The following is a 20,613-nucleotide window of genomic DNA, read 5'->3' as shown; positions in this document are numbered from 1 at the left end:
ACTGGCAGTACTGCTGCCGGACACATCAACCTCCGGTGGGGGAAGGACGGGCTGGCGGTGCGGACTGAGCATGCACACGCCGACATTCCCCCGCCTCACGGCATCCAACCCGGAGGATGAAGACCGCGTGAACTACTGCTTCCGGTACGCCGGTTCGGCCGGCACCCGGTGCGGCGGCCCGTGGCGGCCGACCTCGTCCCGGTGGAACTCCTTGGCCCGTTCCACGCCGGACACCGGCACGAGGATCACTTCGAGGGTCATGACCATGGAACGACGCCCCCGGCGGCCGCGCAACTCACCCGAATCGCCACCGCGTCCGAGCGCCCTGTCCGCCCGCCCGCCCCCCGTCCGGCCGTACGGGCGAGATGTCCCGCATGATTCCTCCCTGCCGTTCCATGGTCCCTTCCCAGTACGGACCGGGTGCGCTCGCCGAACTCATCGCGGTCCGCCCCGGGGCCTCCTTGCGGCTCTCCGGTTAGGCTCTGGCCAGGACGACCTTGATCCGAGGGGAGGCCGCGGATGATGACGCCGGGGCGCAGGAGCAGTACCTTCACGCGACTGCTGCGGCACGGTTTCACCGACCCGACGGCAGCCGAGCGGCTCCTGGACAGCGCCGGACTCGACCTCGTCCGCAACGACCCGGTGCTCCTGGAGGCACTGGGTGCCACCGCCGACCCGGACCTCGCCCTGCACGGCCTCGTACGGCTCCTGGAGGCCCAGCCGGGACCCACGGCTCACCGCGAACTCGTCGACACGCTGATAGCCGCCAAACCCCTGCGCGACCGCCTGCTGGGCGTCCTGGGCGCCTCCGCCGCCCTCGCCGACCATCTCGCCCGGCATCCGCGCGACTGGGAGGCGCTCGTCACCTATGAGCCGCGGGACCTGCACCCCGGGGTGGAGGAGTTCGAACGGGGCCTCGCCGAGGCGACCGACCCGGTCTCCCTCCGCGTCGCCTACCGCCGCTGCCTGCTGTCCATCGCCGCCCGTGACGTGTGCGGCACCACCGACGTCGCCCAGACCGCCGCCGAGCTAGCCGACCTGGCCACCGCCACCCTGCGCGCCGCCCTCGCCATCGCCAGGGCCGCCGCGCCCGACGACGCCGCGCTGTGCCGGCTCGCGGTGATCGCGATGGGCAAGTGCGGCGGCCACGAGCTGAACTACGTCTCCGACGTCGACGTGATCTTCGTCGGGGAGGCCGTGGACGGCGCCGACGAGGGCAAGGCGCTCCGGTCCGCCACCAAGCTGGCCTCGCACATGATGCGGATCTGCTCGGAGACCACCGTCGAGGGCTCCATCTGGCCCGTGGACGCCAATCTGCGCCCCGAGGGCCGCAACGGCCCCCTCGTCCGCACCCTCAGCAGCCATCTCGCCTACTACCAGCGCTGGGCCAAGACCTGGGAGTTCCAGGCGCTGCTCAAGGCCCGCCCGGTGGCCGGGGACATCACGCTGGGGGAGGAGTACGTCGCCGCCGTCGAACCCCTCGTCTGGAAGGCCGCCGAGCGCGAGAACTTCGTTCCCGACGTGCAGCGGATGCGCCGCCGGGTCATCGAGAACATCCCCGTCGCCGAGGTCGACCGCCAGCTGAAGCTGGGCCCCGGCGGCCTCAGGGACGTCGAGTTCGCCGTCCAGCTGCTCCAGTTGGTGCACGGCCGCACCGACCCCTCCCTGCGCAGCGGCACCACCCTGGACGCCCTGCAGGCGCTGGCCCGCGGCGGCTACGTCGGCCGCGACGACGCCGCCGGGCTCGACGACGCCTACCGCTTCCTGCGCTCCATGGAGCACCGCATCCAGCTCTATCGGCTGCGCCGCACCCACCTCGTCCCCGAGGAGGAGGCCGACCTGCGCCGCCTGGGCCGCTCGCTGGGCCTGCGCGCCGACCCGGTGGCCGAGCTGACCCGCGAGTGGAAGCGGCACGCCGGCGTCGTACGGCGCCTGCACGAGAAGCTCTTCTACCGCCCGCTGCTCGCCGCCGTCGCGCAACTCGCCCCCGGCGAGGCCCGGCTCAGCCTGGAGGCGGCCCGCGAACGCCTGGTCGCCCTCGGCTACGCCGACCCTGCCGCGGCGCTGCGCCACCTGGAGGCGCTGGCGTCCGGGGTCACCCGCAAGGCCGCCATCCAGCGCACCCTGCTGCCGGTCCTGCTCGGCTGGTTCGCGGACTCCGCCGACCCCGACGCGGGCCTGCTGAACTTCCGCAAGGTGTCCGACGCGCTCGGCAAGACCCCCTGGTACCTGCGGCTGCTGCGGGACGAGGGCGCCGCGGCCGAGAACCTCGCCCGCGTCCTGTCGGCGGGCCGCCTCGCCCCCGACCTCCTCATGCGCGCCCCCGAGGCGGTGGCCCTGCTCGGCGACGGCGGCAGCGGGCTTGAACCGCGCGGACGCGCCCACCTGGAACAGGAGATCCTGGCCGCGGTCGGCCGCGCCGAGAACGCCGAACAGGCCGTCGCGGCCGCCCGTGGCGTCCGCCGCCGCGAACTGTTCCGTACGGCCGCCGCGGACATCGTCGACTCCTACGGCACCGAGACGAACCCCGCCGAGCCCGACCAGGGCGCGCTGGTCGACCGCGTCGGCACCGCGGTCTCCGACCTCACGGCGGCGACCCTCGCGGGCACGCTGCGGGCCGTGGTCCGCGACGGCTGGGGCGACACGCTGCCCACCCGTTTCGCGGTCATCGGCATGGGCCGGTTCGGCGGCAACGAACTGGGCTACGGCTCCGACGCCGACGTCCTCTTCGTGCACGAGCCGTGGGAGGGCGTCGAGGAGCGGGAGGCCTCGGAGGCGGCCAACAAGGTGGTCGCCGAGATGCGCCGCCTGCTCCAGATCCCCAGCGCCGACCCGCCCCTGCTCATCGACGCGGACCTGCGTCCCGAGGGCAAGTCCGGCCCGCTCGTGCGGACCCTGAAGTCGTACGAGGCCTACTACCGCCGCTGGTCCCTGGTCTGGGAGTCGCAGGCACTGCTGCGGGCCGAACCCGTCGCCGGGGACGAGGACCTGGCCGGCCGCTTCATCGAGCTGATCGACCCCCTGCGCTACCCGGCGGAGGGTCTCGGCGACGAAGCGGTGCGCGAGATCCGGCGCCTGAAGGCCCGCATGGAGTCCGAACGCCTCCCGCGCGGCGCCGACCCCAAGCTCCACACCAAGCTCGGCCCCGGCGGCCTGTCCGACGTCGAGTGGACCGTCCAGCTGCTCCAGCTCCAGCACGGCTGGGCGGAGCCCGGCCTGCGCATCACCCGCACCCGGGAGGCCCTGGCCGCCGCCCGCGCGGCCGGTCTGATCTCCACCGAGGACGCCGCGACCCTGGACGAGGCCTGGGTCCTCGCCACCCGCGTCCGCAACGCGGTGATGCTGGTCCGCGGCCGGGCCGGCGACACGTTCCCCTCGGAAGCCCGGGAACTGGCCGCGGTGGGCCGCTACCTCGGCTACGGCCCCGGCCACGCCGGCGACATGCTCGACGCCTACCGCCGCACGACCCGCAGGGCACGGGCGGTCGTGGAGGAACTCTTCTACGGAGCGTGAGCCTCCGGCGGTTCGGCGGGGTTACGGGGCCGGCGCGCCCCGGGCCGCGGCGGTGCGGGCGCGTTGTGCAACCGCCGACCACCGCCGTCGCGCCCGGCCGCCGTCGCGGCGGACGGTGTGACCGGCCTTGCCGTCGCCCACCGGCAGTGCCGAACCGGTGACCCTCCGGCGGAGCCGCGCAGCGGTCACGCCTCGTCGGGCAGTAACGTGCCCCCCGTCCCCCTCGCCACCACGCGCGGCAGCGCGTACGGCAGGGTGCCGTACCACAGCCCGGCCACCGTGAAGCCGAAGGTGAGGCACAGGACGCCGCCGACCGCGTCGAGCCAGAAGTGGTTGGCGGTGGCGACGATGACCAGCAGCGTCGTCGCCGGGTAGAGGAGGCCCAGCACACGGACCCACGGCATCTTGGCCAGCGCGAAGACCGTCAGGCCGCACCACAGCGACCAGCCGATGTGCATCGACGGCATCGCCGCGTACTGGTTCGACATGTGCTTCAGGTCGCCCGAGGCCATCGAACCCCAGGTGTGGTGGACCATCACGGTGTCGACGAAGCGGCCGCCGTTCATCAACCGGGGCGGGGCGAGTGGATACAGGTAGTAACCGACCAGGGCCACGCCCGTCGTCGCGAACAGCACCAGACGCGTCGCCGCGTAACGCCCGGGGTGGCTGCGGTAGAGCCACATCAGCACACCCAGCGTCACCACGAAGTGCAGCGTCGCGTAGTAGTAGTTCATGCCCACGATCAGCCAAGACACCGAGTTCACGGTGTGGTTGACCGATTCCTCGACGGCGATGTCCAGCCGGTGCTCGGTCCGCCAGATCCAGTCGGCGTTGCGCAGTGCCGCGCCCCGCTGCTCCGGAACCGCGTTGCGGATGAGCGAGTACGTCCAGTAACACACCGCGATCAGCAGGACCTCGAACCAGATACGAGGCCGCCGCGGAGTGCGCAACCGACGGAGGAAACCCTGCTCGCCCTCGCCCGTGACGGCCCGCCGAACGGCCACCTGCTCGCGACCTTCCGGATCTGTCACGGTCGAGTCACTCATAGCCACAGAGTCTGCCAGAAAAGGTGCGTCCGACCGATCATCCCAAGGTCGGGTTCCTGCCGCACGTCCTACGGCGAGACGACGCCCAGGCCTCCTACCAGCGCACTGTGCGGAACGGGGGATTTCTCCCCCTCAAGGACGACTCCAGGGCATTTCAGGAATCAGGCGGGGATCCGGCCGGAATCAGGGACGAGTCCGCTCCCCGGGAGCCGACGCGGTCGAACCGCGCACCACCAGCTCCGGCATGAAGACGAACTCGCTGTGCGGAGCGGGCGTCCCCCCGATCTCCTCCAGCAGCGTGCGCACCGCGGCCTGCCCCATCGCCGGCACCGGCTTGCGGACCGTCGTGAGCGGCGGGTCGGTGAAGGCGATCAGCGGGGAGTCGTCGAAGCCCACCACCGAGATGTCCCGGGGGACTTCCAGACCGAGCTGCCGGGCCGCCCGTATCGCGCCCAGGGCCATCATGTCGCTGGCGCAGACCACCGCCGTGCAGCCCCGCTCGATGAGCGCCGTGGCGGCCGCCTGACCGCCCTCCAGGGTGTACAGCGAGTGCTGGACGAGCTCCCCCTCGACCACCTCCGCGCTCAGGCCCAGCTGGTCCTGCATCGCGCGCACGAAGCCCTCGATCTTGCGCTGCACCGGGACGAACCGCTTCGGGCCCAGGGCGAGACCGATGCGGGTGTGGCCCAGGGAGACCAGGTGCGTCACGGCCAGTGTCATCGCCGCCCGGTCGTCCGGGGAGATGAACGGCGCCTGCACCTTCGGCGAGAAGCCGTCGACCAGCACGTACGGCACGCCCTGCGCCCGCAGCCGCTCATAGCGCTGCATGTCGGCGGTGGTGTCCGCGTGCAGTCCGGAGACGTAGATGATCCCGGCGACCCCGCGGTCGACGAGCATCTCGGTCAGCTCGTCCTCCGTCGACCCGCCCGGGGTCTGCGTGGCGAGCACCGGGGTGTAGCCCTGCCGGGTCAGCGCCTGGCCGATGACCTGCGCCAGGGCCGGGAATATCGGGTTCTCCAGCTCCGGGGTGATCAGGCCCACCAGGCCCTCGCTGCGTTGCCGCAGCCGTACCGGACGCTCGTAGCCGAGCACGTCCAGCGCGGCGAGCACGGACTGGCGGGTGGTGGCGGCGACGCCCGGCTTCCCATTGAGAACGCGGCTTACGGTCGCTTCGCTCACCCCCGCCTGCGCTGCGATGTCGGCAAGCCGTGTGGTCACGCCACCGGACTGTACCGGCCGTACCTCGCCTTGCACACCGATCGGACGCCGTGCGCGAGCGGCCCGACGGCCCACTGCGGGTTGCTGCGTCATCGCGCTCCCTCGTCCTTCTGGCTTCTGGCCGACTTGTGGTCGGCCGGTCGGTGCCCGGTCCGCAAGGGGATGATCCCCGCGTCCGGAGTGCATGGCAAGAGCTTGCAGAGTCTTGCACAAGTGTCCCCCAGCGCGCTGATCGGCCGGGGATCAGGGTCGCGGTCGGATCGCACGCAGGTCACGGCGGGGTAACCGCCGTGTTCTCTTGCACTTTTTTTCTGCAAGGTCTTTCGCAACGCTTACATCGCTGTTACGTTCTCGACGCCCGGCGGCCGCAAAGGCGCAGTCGGCAAGTCGGCAGGGCGGCGGACGGGCCGCCCTCCACCACTCGGGCTTTAACCCTCAAGGAGAACTCATGCGGCGTGGCATAGCGGCCTCCGCGCTGGTGGCGTCCCTCGCCCTCACGGCGACGGCGTGCGGCGGGAGCGACAGCGGCAGCGACAAGTCGTCGGACGGCCCGGTGACCATCACCTGGTGGGACACCTCCAACGCCACGAATGAGGCACCGACGTACCAGGCCTTGGTCAAGGAATTCGAGGCCGCCAACAAGAACATCAAGGTCAAGTACGTCAACGTCCCCTTCGACCAGGCGCAGAACAAGTTCGACACCGCCGCCGGCTCCAAGGGCGCCCCGGACGTGCTGCGCTCCGAGGTGGGCTGGACCCCGGCCTTCGCCAAGAAGAGCTACCTCCTGCCGCTGGACGGCACCGCGGCCCTCGCGGACAAGGACAAGTTCAAGTCCAACCTGATCACCCAGGCCCAGTACGAGGGCAAGACGTACGGCGTGCCGTTCGTCACGGACACCCTCGCGCTCGTCTACAACAAGGCCCTCTTCAAGAAGGCCGGCATCACCGAGGCCCCCAAGACCTGGGACGAGCTGAAGTCCGACGCCGCGAAGGTCAAGGCCAAGGCCGGCGTCGACGGCTACTGGGGCTCCACCTCGGCCTACTACGCGCAGTCCTTCCTCTACGGCGAGGGCACCGACACCGTCGACGCCTCCGCCAAGAAGATCACGGTGAACTCCGACGCCGCCAAGAAGGCGTACGGCACCTGGCTGGGCCTGTTCTCCGGCAAGGGCCTGCACAAGGCCGACACCACCGCCGACGCCTACGCCCACATCCAGGACGCGTTCGTCAACGGCAAGGTCGCCGCGATCGTCCAGGGCCCCTGGGAGATCACGAACTTCTACAAGGGCACGGCCTTCAAGGACAAGTCCAACCTGGGCATCGCCACCGTCCCGGCCGGCTCCTCCGGCAAGGCGGGCGCCCCGACCGGCGGCCACAACCTCTCGGTCTACGCCGGCTCGGACAAGGCCCACCAGGACGCCGCGCTGAAGTTCGTCAACTTCATGACCTCGGCGAAGTCCCAGTCGGCCATCGCCCTGAAGAACTCCACGCTGCCCACCCGTGACGACGCCTACACCGCCGAGGTCAAGTCCAACCCGGGCATCGCCGGCTACCAGGGCGTGCTCTCCGCTGCCCAGCCGCGTCCCGCGCTGCCCGAGTACAGCTCCCTGTGGGGCCCGCTGGACACCGAGCTGCCCAAGATCGCCGGCGGCAAGGAGTCCCTGGACAAGGGTCTGAGCAACGTTGAGCTCGCGATCCAGAAGCTGGTTCCGGACTTCAGCAAGTAAGCACCGCGTGGCCGCCGGGTCTCCCTGAAAGATAAAAGGGGGGAGAGATCCGGCGGCCACCGGCCGTGCCCAGCCCGTCCCCCTTGATCCTCCAGAAGGTGTCGAACCATGACAGTCGCCATCGACCGCGCGACCGGCAAGCGCCGCGGTGACCGCGCGCCTCGGCCCGGGCTGGGCCAGCGCCTCAAGAACGGCTTCCAGAAGTACTGGTACGCCTACGCGATGATCGCCCCGGTGGTCATCGTGCTCGGTGTCCTGGTGGGCTACCCCCTGGCGCGGGGCCTCTACCTCACCCTCACCGACGCCAACAGCCTCAACTCGGCGCGCACGATCGGCGTCAACCACATCGCCGCCACCTACAAGTTCATCGGGTTCGACAACTACAAGGACATCCTGTTCGGCCCGCTGGCTTACGACCGGTTCTGGTCGCACTTCCTGTGGACCGTCTTCTGGACGGCCGCCTGCGTCTTCCTGCACTACACCATCGGCCTCGGCCTCGCCCTCATACTCAACCAGAAGCTGCGCGGCCGCACGTTCTACCGGCTGCTGCTGGTCCTGCCCTGGGCCGTGCCGACCTTCGTCACCGTCTTCTCCTGGCGGATCATGCTCTCCGACTCCGGTGTGCTCAACCAGGTCCTCGGCGCGCTCCACCTGCCCCAGCCGCAGTGGCTGGAGGACACCTTCTGGCAGCGGTTCGCCGCGATCATGGTCAACACCTGGTGCGGTGTCCCGTTCATGATGCTCTCGCTCCTCGGCGGCCTGCAGTCCATCGACTCCTCCCTCTACGAGGCCGCCGAGATGGACGGCGCCAGCGCCTGGCAGCGCTTCCGGTACGTCACCCTGCCCGGCCTGCGCTCGGTCAGCTCCACCGTGGTGCTGCTCGGCGTCATCTGGACCTTCAACCAGTTCGCCATCATCTTCCTGCTGTTCGGTCCGACCGGCGCGCCCGACGCCCAGATCCTCGTCACCTGGGCCTACTTCGTGGGCTTCGGACAGCAGCCGCGCGACTTCGCCCAGTCCGCCGCGTACGGCGTGCTGCTGCTGTCGTTCCTGACCGTCTTCACCTCCTTCTACTTCCGCTGGCTGAAGCGCAATGACCAGCTCGCCGTCTGACGCCGCAGGAGCCGCCGCCATGAGCACCCAGACCCTCGAAAAGACCCAGGCCGGGCCGGCCCCCGCAGCGCAGCCCCCGCGCCGGACCCGCCGCCGCGGCGAGCGCGGCCCGCTGGGCGCCGCCCTGCTCCACGGCAGCCTCGTCGTGGCGAGCCTCATCGCGCTGGCCCCGGTGGCCTGGCTGTTCTTCCTGTCCCTCGGCCCGGACAAGGACTCCTACCTGCACCCCGGCAAGATCCTGGGCAAGATCGGCTTTTCCAACTACAGCTTCGTGCTGGAGCACACCGCCTTCTTCGACTGGTTCAAGTCGACGATGATCGTGGCCCTCGGGACCACCCTGATCGGTGTCTTCGTCGCCGCGACCACCGGCTACGCCGTCTCGCGCATGCGCTTCCCCGGCTACAAGTCGCTGATGTGGGTGCTGCTGCTCACCCAGGCCTTCCCGATCGCCATCCTGATCGTGCCGATGTACGAGATCTTCAGCGAGCTCGGTCTCATCGACACCTACTGGTCGCTGATCGTCATCAACTGCACCACGGCCGTGCCGTACAGCGCCTGGCTGCTCAAGGGGTACTTCGACACCATCCCCTTCGAGATCGACGAGGCCGGACGCGTGGACGGGCTCAGCCCCTTCGGCACCTTCTTCCGGCTGATCCTGCCGCTGGCCCGCCCCGGGCTGGCCGTCGCCGGCTTCTACAACTTCATCACCGCCGTCGGCGAGGTCGCCTTCGCGACCACGTTCATGCTCGACGACTCGAAGTACACCTTCGCCGTCGGTCTGCAGACCTTCGTCAGCGAGCACGACGCGCAATGGAACTACATGGCCGCCACCGCGGTGTTGATCGCGATACCCGTGTCCGTGTTCTTCTACCTTGTCCAGAAGAACCTGGTGACCGGCCTCACCGCCGGCGGCACGAAGGGCTGACCCCCCTCAAGGAAAAGGCTCCCGCGCGCCTGACCGCGCGGGTGGCGGCCGCGGTGCCCATCCGACCCCGCCGGCACCGCGGCCGCCCAGCTGATCCGCAGCCGTACACCCGCAGCCGTACACCCGCCGTCGTACACCTGCCCCATGACCCGAACTTCGTTACACATCAAGGACGCCATGAGCCAGCACTCCACCGCCGACCCGGCCCCGACCGCCGCCGTCGCCACCGTCGCCAAGCGCCGCGACTGGTGGCGGGACGCGGTGATCTACCAGGTCTATCCGCGCAGTTTCGCCGACAGCAACGGTGACGGCATGGGCGACCTGGAGGGCGTACGTTCCAGACTCCCGTACCTGCGCGATCTCGGCGTGGACGCCGTGTGGCTCAGCCCCTTCTACGCCTCGCCGCAGGCCGACGCCGGCTACGACGTCGCCGACTACCGCGCCGTGGACCCCATGTTCGGCAACCTGCTCGACGCCGACGCGCTGATCCGTGACGCCCACGGGCTGGGCCTGCGCATCATCGTCGACCTGGTTCCCAACCACTCCTCCGACCAGTACGAGTGGTTCAAGCGGGCGCTCGCCGAGGGCCCCGGCTCCCCGCTGCGGGACCGCTACCACTTCCGCCCCGGCAAGGGCGAGAACGGCGAACTCCCGCCGAACGACTGGGAGTCCATCTTCGGCGGACCCGCGTGGACGCGCGTGACGGAGCCGGACGGCACCCCCGGCGAGTGGTACCTCCACCTCTTCGCCCCCGAGCAGCCCGACTTCAATTGGGAGCACCCGGCGGTCGGTGACGAGTTCCGCTCGATCCTCCGCTTCTGGCTGGACATGGGCGTCGACGGCTTCCGTATCGACGTCGCCCATGGGCTGGTGAAGGCGGCGGGCCTCCCGGACCTCGGCTCCCACGACCAGCTGAAACTGCTGGGCAACGATGTCATGCCGTTCTTCGACCAGGACGGCGTGCACGCCATCTACCGCCAGTGGCGCACGATCCTCGACGAGTACGCGGGCGAGCGCATCTTCGTCGCGGAGGCCTGGACCCCGACCGTCGAGCGCACCGCGAACTACGTCCGCCCCGACGAGCTGCACCAGGCCTTCAACTTCCAGTACCTCGGCACGGAGTGGGACGCCAAGGAGCTGCGCACGGTCATCGACCGCACCCTGGAGGCCATGCGCCCGGTGGGCGCCCCCGCCACCTGGGTCCTGTCCAACCACGACGTCACCCGCCACGCCACCCGTTTCGCCAACCCGCCCGGCCTCGGCACCCAGATCCGCACCGCGGGCGACCGTGAACTGGGCCTGCGCAGGGCCCGTGCCGCCACCCTCCTCATGCTGGCGCTGCCCGGCTCGGCCTACGTCTACCAGGGCGAGGAGCTCGGCCTGCCCGACGTCGTCGACCTGCCCGACGAGGTGCGCCAGGACCCGGCGTTCTTCCGGGGCGCCGGTCAGGACGGCTTCCGCGACGGCTGCCGTGTCCCGATCCCGTGGACCCGTACGGGCTCCTCGTACGGCTTCGGCAGCGGCGGCAGCTGGCTTCCGCAGCCCGCGGCCTGGGCCGAGCTGAGCGTCGAGGCGCAGTCGGGCGTGCCGGGTTCGACGCTGGAGCTGTACCGCTCCGCGCTGAGCGCCCGCCGGTCGCAGCCCGACCTGGGTGCGGGCGACGCGGTGGAGTGGCTGCGCGCCCCCGAAGGCGTCCTCGCCTTCCGGCGCGGGGAGTTCGTGTGCGTCGCGAACACGTCGGGGGAGTCGGTGACGACTCCGGCGTACGGACGTGTGCTGCTCACCAGCGGTGAGGTGACGGAAGCGGACGGCGAGGCGAAGGTGCCCGCGGACACCACGGTGTGGTGGACGACGGTCTGAGGGACCGTCACCAGGTAACTTCTTGCATCAACTTTCAACGGCCCGCTGCCCTTTTGGGTGGCGGGCCTTTAACATCTCGCCAACCGAAAGGTTTCAGCAAGGTTTCAGCAAGAGCCTTCAACGACGAAGGAACCCCCACATGGCACGCAGAACATTCTCCGGGGCGCTCGCCCTCACGGCCGCCGCCCTTGTCATGACCCCGTCGGCCGCACATGCCTCCCCACCCGGCACCAAGGACGTCACCGCGGTCCTCTTCGAGTGGAAGTACGCCTCGGTCTCCCGCGAGTGCACCAACACCCTCGGCCCCGCCGGCTACGGCTACGTGCAGGTCTCCCCGCCCGCCGAGCACATACAGGGCTCGCAGTGGTGGACCTCGTACCAGCCGGTGAGCTACAAGATCGCGGGCCGCCTGGGCGACCGCACGGCGTTCCAGAACATGGTGAACACGTGCCACGCGGCAGGCGTCAAGGTCGTCGTCGACACGGTCGTCAACCACATGGCGGCGGGATCGGGCACCGGCACCGGCGGCTCGTCGTACACGAAGTACGACTACCCCGGCCTGTACTCCTCCTACGACTTCGACGACTGCACCTCCCAGGTCACCAACTACGCCGACCGCTGGAACGTCCAGCACTGCGAACTGGTCGGCCTCGCCGACCTGGACACCGGTGAGGAGTACGTCCGCAAGACCATCGCCGGCTACATGAACGACCTTCTCACCCTCGGCGTGGACGGCTTCCGCATCGACGCGGCAAAACACATCCCGGCGGACGACCTGGCCAACATCAAGACCCGCCTGACGAACCCCTCCGTCTACTGGAAGCAGGAGGTCATCTACGGCGCGAACGAGGCGGTCCAGCCCACGGAGTACACGGGCAACGGCGACGTCCAGGAGTTCCGCTACGCCTACGACCTCAAGCGCGTCTTCAACAGCGAGCGCCTCGCCTACCTGAAGAACTACGGCGAGGGCTGGGGCTACATGAGCAGTTCGGTGGCGGGTGTCTTCGTGGACAACCACGACACGGAGCGAAACGGCTCGACCCTGAACTACAAGGACGGCGCGAACTACACGCTGGCCAACGTGTTCATGCTGGCGTACCCCTACGGCGCCCCGGACATCAATTCCGGCTACGAGTGGTCCGACGTGGACGCCGGCCCGCCGAACGGCGGTACGGTCAACGCCTGCTGGCAGGACGGCTGGAAGTGCCAGCACGCCTGGCCGGAGATCAAGTCGATGGTCGCCTTCCGCAACGCGACGCGCGGCGAGTCGGTGACGAACTGGTGGGACAACGGCTACCAGGCCATCGCCTTCGGCCGGGGCGGCAAGGGCTATGTGGCGATCAACCACGAGTCCTCGTCCCTGACCCGGACGTACCAGACGTCGCTGGCGGCGGGCACGTACTGCAACGTGCAGAACAACACGACGGTGACGGTGAACTCCAGTGGGCAGTTCACCGCCACCTTGGGCAGCAATACGGCGCTCGCGATCTACACGGGCAGGTCGAGCTGCTGAGCCCCGCCCGCTACTTCCAGGTGTCGCTCGTCGTGTAGCCGGACGAACTGCCCGTCGTGTACGAGCGGTTCGTACCGGACTCCCAGGTCACGTTCCCGGAGCCGTCCTTCTTCACGTACTTGTACTCGAAGGCCGTGCTCCTGGGGACGATGACCAGCCTGCTCCAGGTCGGGTAGGACGCCGAGGACAGTGGAATGGCGTCGCCCGTGTTCCAGGAGCCGAGGGAGGGGAGGGAGCCGACGACGTAGACGTTGGTGCCCCAGCTGGTCGTCGCGTACTCGTTGAAGGTGACGTCGGTGGCGTTGGCGGTGGCCACGTTCCAGGAGCTGTTGACGGTGATGGCCGTACTGGCCGCGGAGGCCGTTCGGTTGGCGTTGGACTCCCAGGTGACGTTGCCCGAGCTGTCCTTCTTGATGAACTTGAACTCGAACGACGTGTTGATCGGCACGCTCACCTCCCCCGACCAGACCGGGTAGCCGCTCGACGACAGCTGGATCGCCTTCGACGTGTCCCAGCCGCCCAGTGCCGGGATCGAGCCGACGACGTACACGTTCGTGCCGGAGGTCGTCGACGCGTAATCGTTGAACGTCGCGCTCACCGTCGACGTCGAACCGCCGCCTCCCGGGTCGCCGCAGCCCACCGTGCAGGTGTAGGAGGAGTCGAAGAAGGCGACCGCGCTCTTGGCGGGGACGGTGATCGACGTGTTGCCGCCGGCGACGGTCACCTTCGTGGCGCCGCCGTCGATCACGTTGCTGTACGTGCCGTCGGCCATGCCGGTGGTGAAGGTGTACGTGACGGACGACGAGCCGTTGTTCAGGGCGAAGAAGCCCGCGCCGCTGCGGCCGAAGCCGATCACGCTGGACGACTTGGTCTGCCAGTTGGAGACGGCGGCCGTGTCGACCGCGTTGTGCCAGGCCACCATGCCGACGACCCCGGTGTCGCGGTCGAGGCAGTACCAGGAGCCACTGGAGCAGTCCGTGCTGGTCACGAAGCCCGAGGAGTTCGGTGGCGCCTGGTCGCTCTGGGTCCACTCCCAGCTGGCGTACACCGTCGGGGTCGCCCACTTGTAGGCGAGCTGGAAGAGGTTGGCGAGCTTGTAGGTGTCGCCGTCCTTGTAGCTCATGTGCAGGCCGTTGCGTTCGGTGTCGTGGTTGGTCACGAAGGACACCGAGTTGGCGGCGGGCAGGATCCCGGAGGAGGACAGCGACTCCAGGTCGCTCACGTTGCCCTGGAACGCCGACTTCAGCTTGCTCGCGTAGGTGAAGTCCAGGACGTCACCGGTGGCGTAGTAGTCCGCGGGCTGGGGCGTCGAGCCCGGGTAGATCTCCTGGAAGACGTACGGGGCCGAGCCGGACGTGGTGTTCGTCAGCTTGGACTCGATCGCCGCCAGGTCGGCCTCGGGGATGTGCTTGGCCGCGTCCACGCGGAAGCCGTCGACGCCGAGGGCCAGCTGGGAGTTCAGGAAGTTCGCGATGCCGGTGCGGACGGTGTCCGAGCCGGTCTTGAGGTCGGGCAGGCCCAGGAGTTCGCAGTTCTGGACCTGGGTGAGGTTCGAGTAGTCCTGGATGGTCAGGTCGGAGGTGGGGCAGGACGACGCGTCGTGGTAGTCGGTGCGGTCCCACTCCGGGGTGTCGTACTTGTTGGTGATCGTCGTGCCGTTGTAGCCGGTGCCGGTCTGTGCGGCGGTGTGGTTGACGACCGCGTCCGTGTAGACCTTCACGCCCGCCGCGTGACAGGTGCTGACCATCGACGCGAACTTCGCCGCCGTACCGAAGCGGCTGTTCAGGTTGTACGAGTACGGCTGGTAGACGTCCCACCAGTAGTAGCTGGACTGCTTGAGCGACTCGGCCGGCGGGGCCACCTGTACCGCGCCGTAGCCCGCGGGGCCCAGCACGTTGGTGCACTCCGAGGCGATCGAGTCCCAGTTCCACTCCCACAGGTTGGCGATCACATCGCCCTTGGCTGTCGTGTCGGCCTGCGCGGGAGTCGGCGGCAGGGCGAGCACGCCCGCGAGTGCCAGCGCGCCGGCGGCCACGGCTCCGGCTGTCCGACGGAAGGCACCCGGGGGTCGGTGTCCGGTCATGTGCGGCTCCGAGTTGAGAGGGTGAGGCTTCAACTGCCGGTGAGCGTGCGGCAGTTGAGGAGGGCACGTCAAGGTTGACGCTGAAACTTCTTGCTATGAATTTCAAGGGTCTTGCTGTAAACCTTTCGGCAGCGGTACGGTCGCGCGGGGTCGGACCCAACAGAGCCGTAATCGCAAGGAGTTCCCGCCTGTGATACCGAGATGGCCGGCGCCCTCGACGCGCCGTACCGCCCATGCCGGACGGGTCGCGGCCGTCGCCGTCGCCGCGCTCGCCGCAGCCCTCGTGCAGCCCCTGGCCGCACACGCCGCGGCCCCGCCCGCGCCCCCCTCGGACGCGAAGCTCGCCGCCGAGACCGCCCGGCACGACGACACCCGCGAGCAGTTCTACTTCGTCATGCCGGACCGTTTCGCCAACGGCGACAGGTCCGACGACAAGGGCGGGCTGACCGGGTCGCGCCTCAGCACCGGGTACGACCCCACCGACAAGGGCTTCTACCAGGGCGGCGACCTCAAGGGCCTGACCAAGCGGCTCGACTACATCAAGGGGCTCGGCACCACCGCCATCTGGATGGCGCCGATCTTCAAGAACCGGCCGGTGCAGGGGACGGGCGCCAATGCCTCCGCCGGGTACCACGGCTACTGGATCACCGACTTCACCCAGGTCGACCCGCACTTCGGCACCAACAAGGACCTCGAAGCCCTCATCTCCAAGGCGCACGCCAAGGGCATGAAGGTCTTCTTCGACGTCATCACCAACCACACCGCCGACGTCGTCGACTATGAGGAGAAGTCCTACGACTATCTGTCCAAGGGCGCCTTCCCGTATCTGACCAAGGACGGGCGGCCCTTCGACGACTCCGACTACGCCGACGGCCGCAGGAAGTTCCCGGCCGTGGACGCCGACTCCTTCCCGCGCACCCCGAAGGTCGCGAGCGACAGCAAGGTCCCGGCCTGGCTGAACGACCCGACGATGTACCACAACCGGGGTGACTCGACCTATGCCGGCGAGTCCACCACCTACGGCGACTTCTCCGGCCTCGACGACCTGTGGACCGAGCGTCCCGAGGTCGTCAGCGGCATGGAGAAGATCTACGAGCGCTGGGTCAGGGACTTCGGTGTCGACGGCTTCCGGATCGACACCGTGAAGCACGTGAACATGGAGTTCTGGACGCAGTGGGCGACCGCGCTCGACAAGTACGCCGCCGCGCACGGCCGCAAGAACTTCTTCATGTTCGGTGAGGTCTACTCCGCCGACGCCTCCATCACGTCCCCGTACGTCACCCAGGGCCGCCTCGACGCCACCCTCGACTTCCCCTTCCAGGAGGCTGCCCGCCAGTACGCCTCCCAGGGCGGCAGCGCGCAGAAGCTGGCCGGTGTCTTCGGCGACGACTACAAGTACACGACCGACAAGGCCAACGCCTATGAGCAGGTCACCTTCCTCGGCAACCACGACATGGGCCGCATCGGGTACTTCCTGAACCAGGACAACCCAAAGGCCACGGACGCCGAGCTGCTCAAGAAGGACCGGCTCGCCAACGAGCTGATGTTCCTCAGCCGCGGTAACCCCGTCGTCTACTACGGCGACGAGCAGGGCTTCACCGGCTCCGGCGGCGACAAGGACGCCCGCCAGACGATGTTCGCCTCCAAGGTCGCCGACTACCTCGACGACGACGAGATCGGCACCGCCCGCACCCACGCGAGCGACTCCTACGACAAGAGCGCACCGCTCTACAAGGAGATCGCCGCTCTCTCGAAGCTCCGGAAGAACAACCCGGCGCTCACCGACGGAGTCCAGACGCAGCGGTACGCGGCCGACGGCTCAGGCGTCTACGCCTTCACCCGCACGGACGCCAAGGCCGGTGCCGAGTACGTCGTCGCCCTCAACAACGCCGACGAGGCGAAGACCGCCACCTTCGAGACCGGCTCCGCGGGCATGACGTACCGCGGGATCTACGGCACGGACGCCACCGCGAAGACCGACGCCGACAAGAAGATCACCGTCACCGTCCCGGCCGGCTCCGCCGTCGTCCTCAAGGCGGCCGGCGCTCTCGCCAAGCCCGCCACCAAGCCGACCCTCACCCTCAAGGCCCCGGACACCGGCGCCACCGGCACCGTCGAGCTCTCCGCCGACGTCGCCGGCGGTCAGCTCGACCGGGTCGTCTTCGCTGCCCAGGTCGGCAACGGCAAGTGGCGCACCCTCGGCTCCGCCGACCACGCCCCGTACAAGGTCACCCAGACCATCGGCAAGGACGTGCCGGCCGGCACCGCCCTGCGCTACAAGGCCGTCGTGATCGACTCGGCGGGCCGCACCGCGAGCGCCACTGCGTCCAGCACCACCGGCACCCCGCCCGCCCCGGAGGTCCCCACCGCCTCCTCCCGCGACTATGCGATCGTCCACTACAAGCGCACCGACGGCGACTACGCCGACTGGGGCCTGTACGCCTGGGGCGACATCGCCGACGGCGAGGCCACGAACTGGCCCGCCAGCCACCCCTTCACCGGCCGCGACGCCTACGGCGCCTTCGCCTACGTCAAGCTGAAGTCCGGCGCCTCGAACGTCGGCTTCCTGGTCATCGACAAGGACGGCAACAAGGACGTCTCCGCCGACCGCACGATCGACGTCACCAAGACGGGCGAGGTCTGGGTCGAGCAGGGCAAGACGGACGTACTGACGCAGAAGCCCGACTATCCCGCGCAGGACAAGACCAAGGCGGTCATCCACTACCACCGCGCCGACGGGAACTACGACGGCTGGGGCCTGCACGACTGGACGGGCGCCGCGAACCCCACCGACTGGTCGAACCCCCTGAAGCCGGTGAAGACTGATGCCTATGGCGCGGTCTTCGAGGTACCGCTCAGCGACGGTGCCACCAGCCTCAGCTACATCATCCACAAGGGCGACGACAAGGATCTCCCCGCCGACCAGTCCCTGGACCTCAAGACCAACGGCTACGAGGTGTGGCTGTTGAACGGCCAGGAGAAGTACCTGCTCCCGCAGCCCGCGGGCAGCGCGGCCGCCCTCGACCTGACCACCTCCAAGGCGGTCTGGATCGACCGGAACACGGTCGCCTGGAACGGCGCCGACGGAGCCGTCTCCACTCAGCTGCTCTACTCCCACGACGGCTCGATCGCCGTCAAGGACGGGGCGCTGACCAGCGACGACGAGCGCTGGCTGCGGCTGTCCAAGACGACTCTCACCGATGCCCAGAAGGCGAAGTTCCCGCACCTCAAGGACTACACCGCCTGGTCCGTCGACCCGCGTGACCGGGACCGGGTCCGTCAGGCGCTGAGCGGCCAGATCGTGGCCTCGCAGCGCGCGGTGAACGGCGCGGTGCTGGCCGCGACCGGTGTGCAGATCGCGGGTGTGCTCGACGACGTGTACCCCGCGGCCAAGGCGAAGCTGGGCCCGGTCTTCCACGACGGGAAGCCGACCCTCTCCGTCTGGGCGCCGACGGCACAGAGCGTCTCCCTGGAGCTGGCCGGCTCCAAGGTGGCCATGCACCGCAGTGCCACCACCGGCGTCTGGTCCGTCACGGGTCCGGCGTCCTGGAAGAACAAGCCCTACCGGTACGTCGTGAAGGTCTGGGCCCCGAGTGTCCGCAAGGTCGTGACGAACAAGGTCACCGACCCCTACTCGGTCGCCCTCACCGCGAACTCCGGGCGCAGCCTGGTCGTCGACCTCGACGACAAGGCCCTCGCCCCGGGCGGCTGGTCGACCCTGCGCAAGCCCAAGGCCGTGCCGCTGAAGGACGCCCAGATCCAGGAGCTGCACATCCGGGACTTCTCCGTCGCCGACAAGACGGTCCCGGCGAAGGACCAGGGCACCTACCTGGCCTTCACCGACAAGGGCAGCGACGGTTCGAAGCACCTGCGTGAGCTCGCGAAGTCGGGCACGTCGTACGTGCACCTGCTGCCCGCCTTCGACATCGCCGGCATCCCCGAGAAGAAGGCCGACCAGGCGACCCCCGACTGCGACCTGGCCTCCTTCGCGGCCGACTCCGACAAGCAGCAGGAGTGTGTCGCGAAGAGCGCCGCGAAGGACGCCTACAACTGGGGCTACGACCCGTACCACTACACGGTCCCCGAGGGCTCGTACGCAACCGACCCGGACGGCACCGCGCGTACCGTCCAGTTCCGCAAGATGGTCAAGGGGCTCAACGACGACGGCCTCCGGGTCGTCATGGACGTCGTCTACAACCACACGGCGGCCAGCGGCCAGGCGGACACCAGCGTGCTCGACAGGATCGTGCCGGGCTACTACCAGCGGCTGCTCGCCGACGGAAGCGTGGCCAACAGCACCTGCTGCGCCAACACCGCGCCCGAGAACGCCATGATGGGCAAGCTGGTGGTCGACTCGATCGTCACCTGGGCCAAGGAGTACAAGGTCGACGGCTTCCGCTTCGACCTCATGGGCCACCACCCGAAGGCCAACATCCTGGCCGTCCGCAAGGCTCTCGACGCGTTGACCCTCGACAAGGACGGCGTCGACGGCAAGAAGATCATCCTGTACGGCGAGGGCTGGAACTTCGGCGAGGTCGCGAACGACGCCCGGTTCGTGCAGGCCACGCAGCAGAACATGGCCGGCACCGGTATCGCCACCTTCTCCGACCGGGCCCGTGACGCGGTGCGCGGCGGTGGCCCCTTCGACTCGGACCCCGGAGTCCAGGGCTTCGCGTCCGGGCTGTACACGGACCCCAACTCGTCCACGGCCAACGGCACGAAGGAGGAGCAGAAGGCCCGCCTGCTGCACTACCAGGACCTGATCAAGGTGGGTCTGTCCGGCAACCTGAAGTCCTTCACCTTCACCGACACCGCCGGCAAGGACGTCAAGGGCTCCGAGGTCGACTACAACGGCTCTCCCGCGGGCTACGCGGACGCGCCCGGCGACGCGCTCGCCTATGTCGACGCGCACGACAACGAGTCCCTGTTCGACGCCCTGGCCTACAAGCTGCCCAAGGACACCTCCGCGTCCGACCGGGCCCGCATGCAGGTCCTGGCCATGGCCACGGCCTCCCTCTCGCAGGGTCCGTCCCTGTCCCAGGCGGGCAGCGACCTGCTGCGCTCCAAGTCGCTGGACCGCAACTCCTTCGACAGCGGCGACTGGTTCAACGCCATCCACTGGAACTGCGCGGACGGCAACGGCTTCGGCCGCGGGCTGCCCATGGCCGCCGACAACGAGTCCAAGTGGTCGTACGCCAAGCCCCTGCTGAGCTCGGTGAGCGTCGGCTGCCCGCAGATCACCGGTAGCGCGGCCGCGTACCAGGACCTGCTCAGGATCCGTACGACGGAGAAGGCGTTCTCCCTCGGTACGGCCGCACAGGTGCAGTCGCGGCTCTCCTTCCCGCTGTCGGGGACGGACGAGACGCCGGGTGTGATCACCATGGAGCTGGGTGACCTGGTCGTGGTGTTCAATGCCACGCCGGAGAAGCAGGAGCAGCGGATCGCCGCGCTCGCCGGGGCGGGCTACCGGTTGCACCCGGCGCAGGCGTCGGGCACGGACCCGGTGGTGAAGGCCTCCGGCTACGCGGCCGACTCGGGCACCTTCACGGTTCCGGCCCGGACGGTGGCGGTGTTCACCCGGGCGGCGAAGTAGGGTCGGGGCGTCGCCGTAGAACA

The 20,613-nt window shown here is 69.2% G+C and carries 11 protein-coding genes; 7 read left to right on the top strand and 4 right to left on the bottom strand.

Going from position 1 to position 20,613, the window contains the following annotated elements:
* Positions 1-132: 132 nt before the first annotated feature.
* Positions 133-261, bottom strand: a complete 129-nt coding sequence (locus tag ACIPSA_RS02145) for a hypothetical protein (protein WP_402627777.1) — start codon at positions 259-261, stop codon at positions 133-135.
* Between the two features lie 258 nt (positions 262-519).
* On the opposite strand from ACIPSA_RS02145, the gene ACIPSA_RS02140 reads away from it, so the two are divergent.
* Positions 520-3,513, top strand: coding sequence for a bifunctional [glutamine synthetase] adenylyltransferase/[glutamine synthetase]-adenylyl-L-tyrosine phosphorylase (locus tag ACIPSA_RS02140; RefSeq protein WP_402627775.1), 2,994 nt, complete (start codon positions 520-522; stop codon positions 3,511-3,513).
* A 185-nt stretch (positions 3,514-3,698) separates the two neighbouring features.
* On the opposite strand, the gene ACIPSA_RS02135 is transcribed toward ACIPSA_RS02140, so the two are convergent.
* Both ACIPSA_RS02135 and ACIPSA_RS02130 read right to left on the bottom strand, forming a co-directional pair.
* Positions 3,699-4,559, bottom strand: a complete 861-nt coding sequence (locus tag ACIPSA_RS02135; RefSeq protein WP_402627772.1) for a phosphatase PAP2 family protein — start codon at positions 4,557-4,559, stop codon at positions 3,699-3,701.
* 183 nt (positions 4,560-4,742) lie between these two features.
* Positions 4,743-5,777 (bottom strand): LacI family DNA-binding transcriptional regulator, encoded by a 1,035-nt coding sequence (locus tag ACIPSA_RS02130; RefSeq protein ID WP_402627769.1) that lies wholly within the window; start codon positions 5,775-5,777, stop codon positions 4,743-4,745.
* Between the two features lie 448 nt (positions 5,778-6,225).
* On the opposite strand from ACIPSA_RS02130, the gene ACIPSA_RS02125 reads away from it, so the two are divergent.
* The 5 genes from ACIPSA_RS02125 (at position 6,226) to ACIPSA_RS02105 (ending at position 12,914) form a co-directional block, all read left to right on the top strand.
* A complete protein-coding gene (locus tag ACIPSA_RS02125; RefSeq protein WP_402627766.1) occupies positions 6,226-7,503 on the top strand; it encodes an extracellular solute-binding protein in 1,278 nt (425 codons plus the stop codon).
* 108 nt (positions 7,504-7,611) lie between these two features.
* A complete protein-coding gene (locus ACIPSA_RS02120) occupies positions 7,612-8,616 on the top strand; it encodes a carbohydrate ABC transporter permease (RefSeq protein ID WP_402627763.1) in 1,005 nt (334 codons plus the stop codon).
* Positions 8,617-8,635: 19 nt separating this feature from the next.
* Positions 8,636-9,541, top strand: a complete 906-nt coding sequence (locus tag ACIPSA_RS02115; RefSeq protein WP_402627760.1) for a sugar ABC transporter permease — start codon at positions 8,636-8,638, stop codon at positions 9,539-9,541.
* A 177-nt stretch (positions 9,542-9,718) separates the two neighbouring features.
* Positions 9,719-11,401, top strand: a complete 1,683-nt coding sequence (locus tag ACIPSA_RS02110) for a glycoside hydrolase family 13 protein (protein ID WP_402627757.1) — start codon at positions 9,719-9,721, stop codon at positions 11,399-11,401.
* A 139-nt stretch (positions 11,402-11,540) separates the two neighbouring features.
* On the top strand, positions 11,541-12,914 hold the full coding sequence (locus ACIPSA_RS02105) for an alpha-amylase family protein (protein WP_402627754.1): 1,374 nt from the start codon (positions 11,541-11,543) through the stop codon (positions 12,912-12,914).
* A 10-nt stretch (positions 12,915-12,924) separates the two neighbouring features.
* Here ACIPSA_RS02105 and ACIPSA_RS02100 read toward each other — a convergent pair whose 3' ends face one another.
* On the bottom strand, positions 12,925-14,997 hold the full coding sequence (locus tag ACIPSA_RS02100) for a carbohydrate-binding module family 20 domain-containing protein (protein WP_402627752.1): 2,073 nt from the start codon (positions 14,995-14,997) through the stop codon (positions 12,925-12,927).
* A gap of 190 nt (positions 14,998-15,187) precedes the next feature.
* On the opposite strand from ACIPSA_RS02100, the gene pulA reads away from it, so the two are divergent.
* Positions 15,188-20,590, top strand: coding sequence for a pullulanase-type alpha-1,6-glucosidase (pulA, locus tag ACIPSA_RS02095; protein WP_402627749.1), 5,403 nt, complete (start codon positions 15,188-15,190; stop codon positions 20,588-20,590).
* The last annotated feature ends 23 nt before the right edge of the window (positions 20,591-20,613 follow it).

Origin of the sequence: Streptomyces sp. NPDC086549 (assembly GCF_044746205.1) — a bacterium.
In the GTDB taxonomy this organism is placed as follows: Bacteria; Actinomycetota; Actinomycetes; order Streptomycetales; family Streptomycetaceae; genus Streptomyces.
Note: the sequence above shows the minus strand (reverse complement) of the source record. Positions and strands in the feature narration are given on the sequence as shown.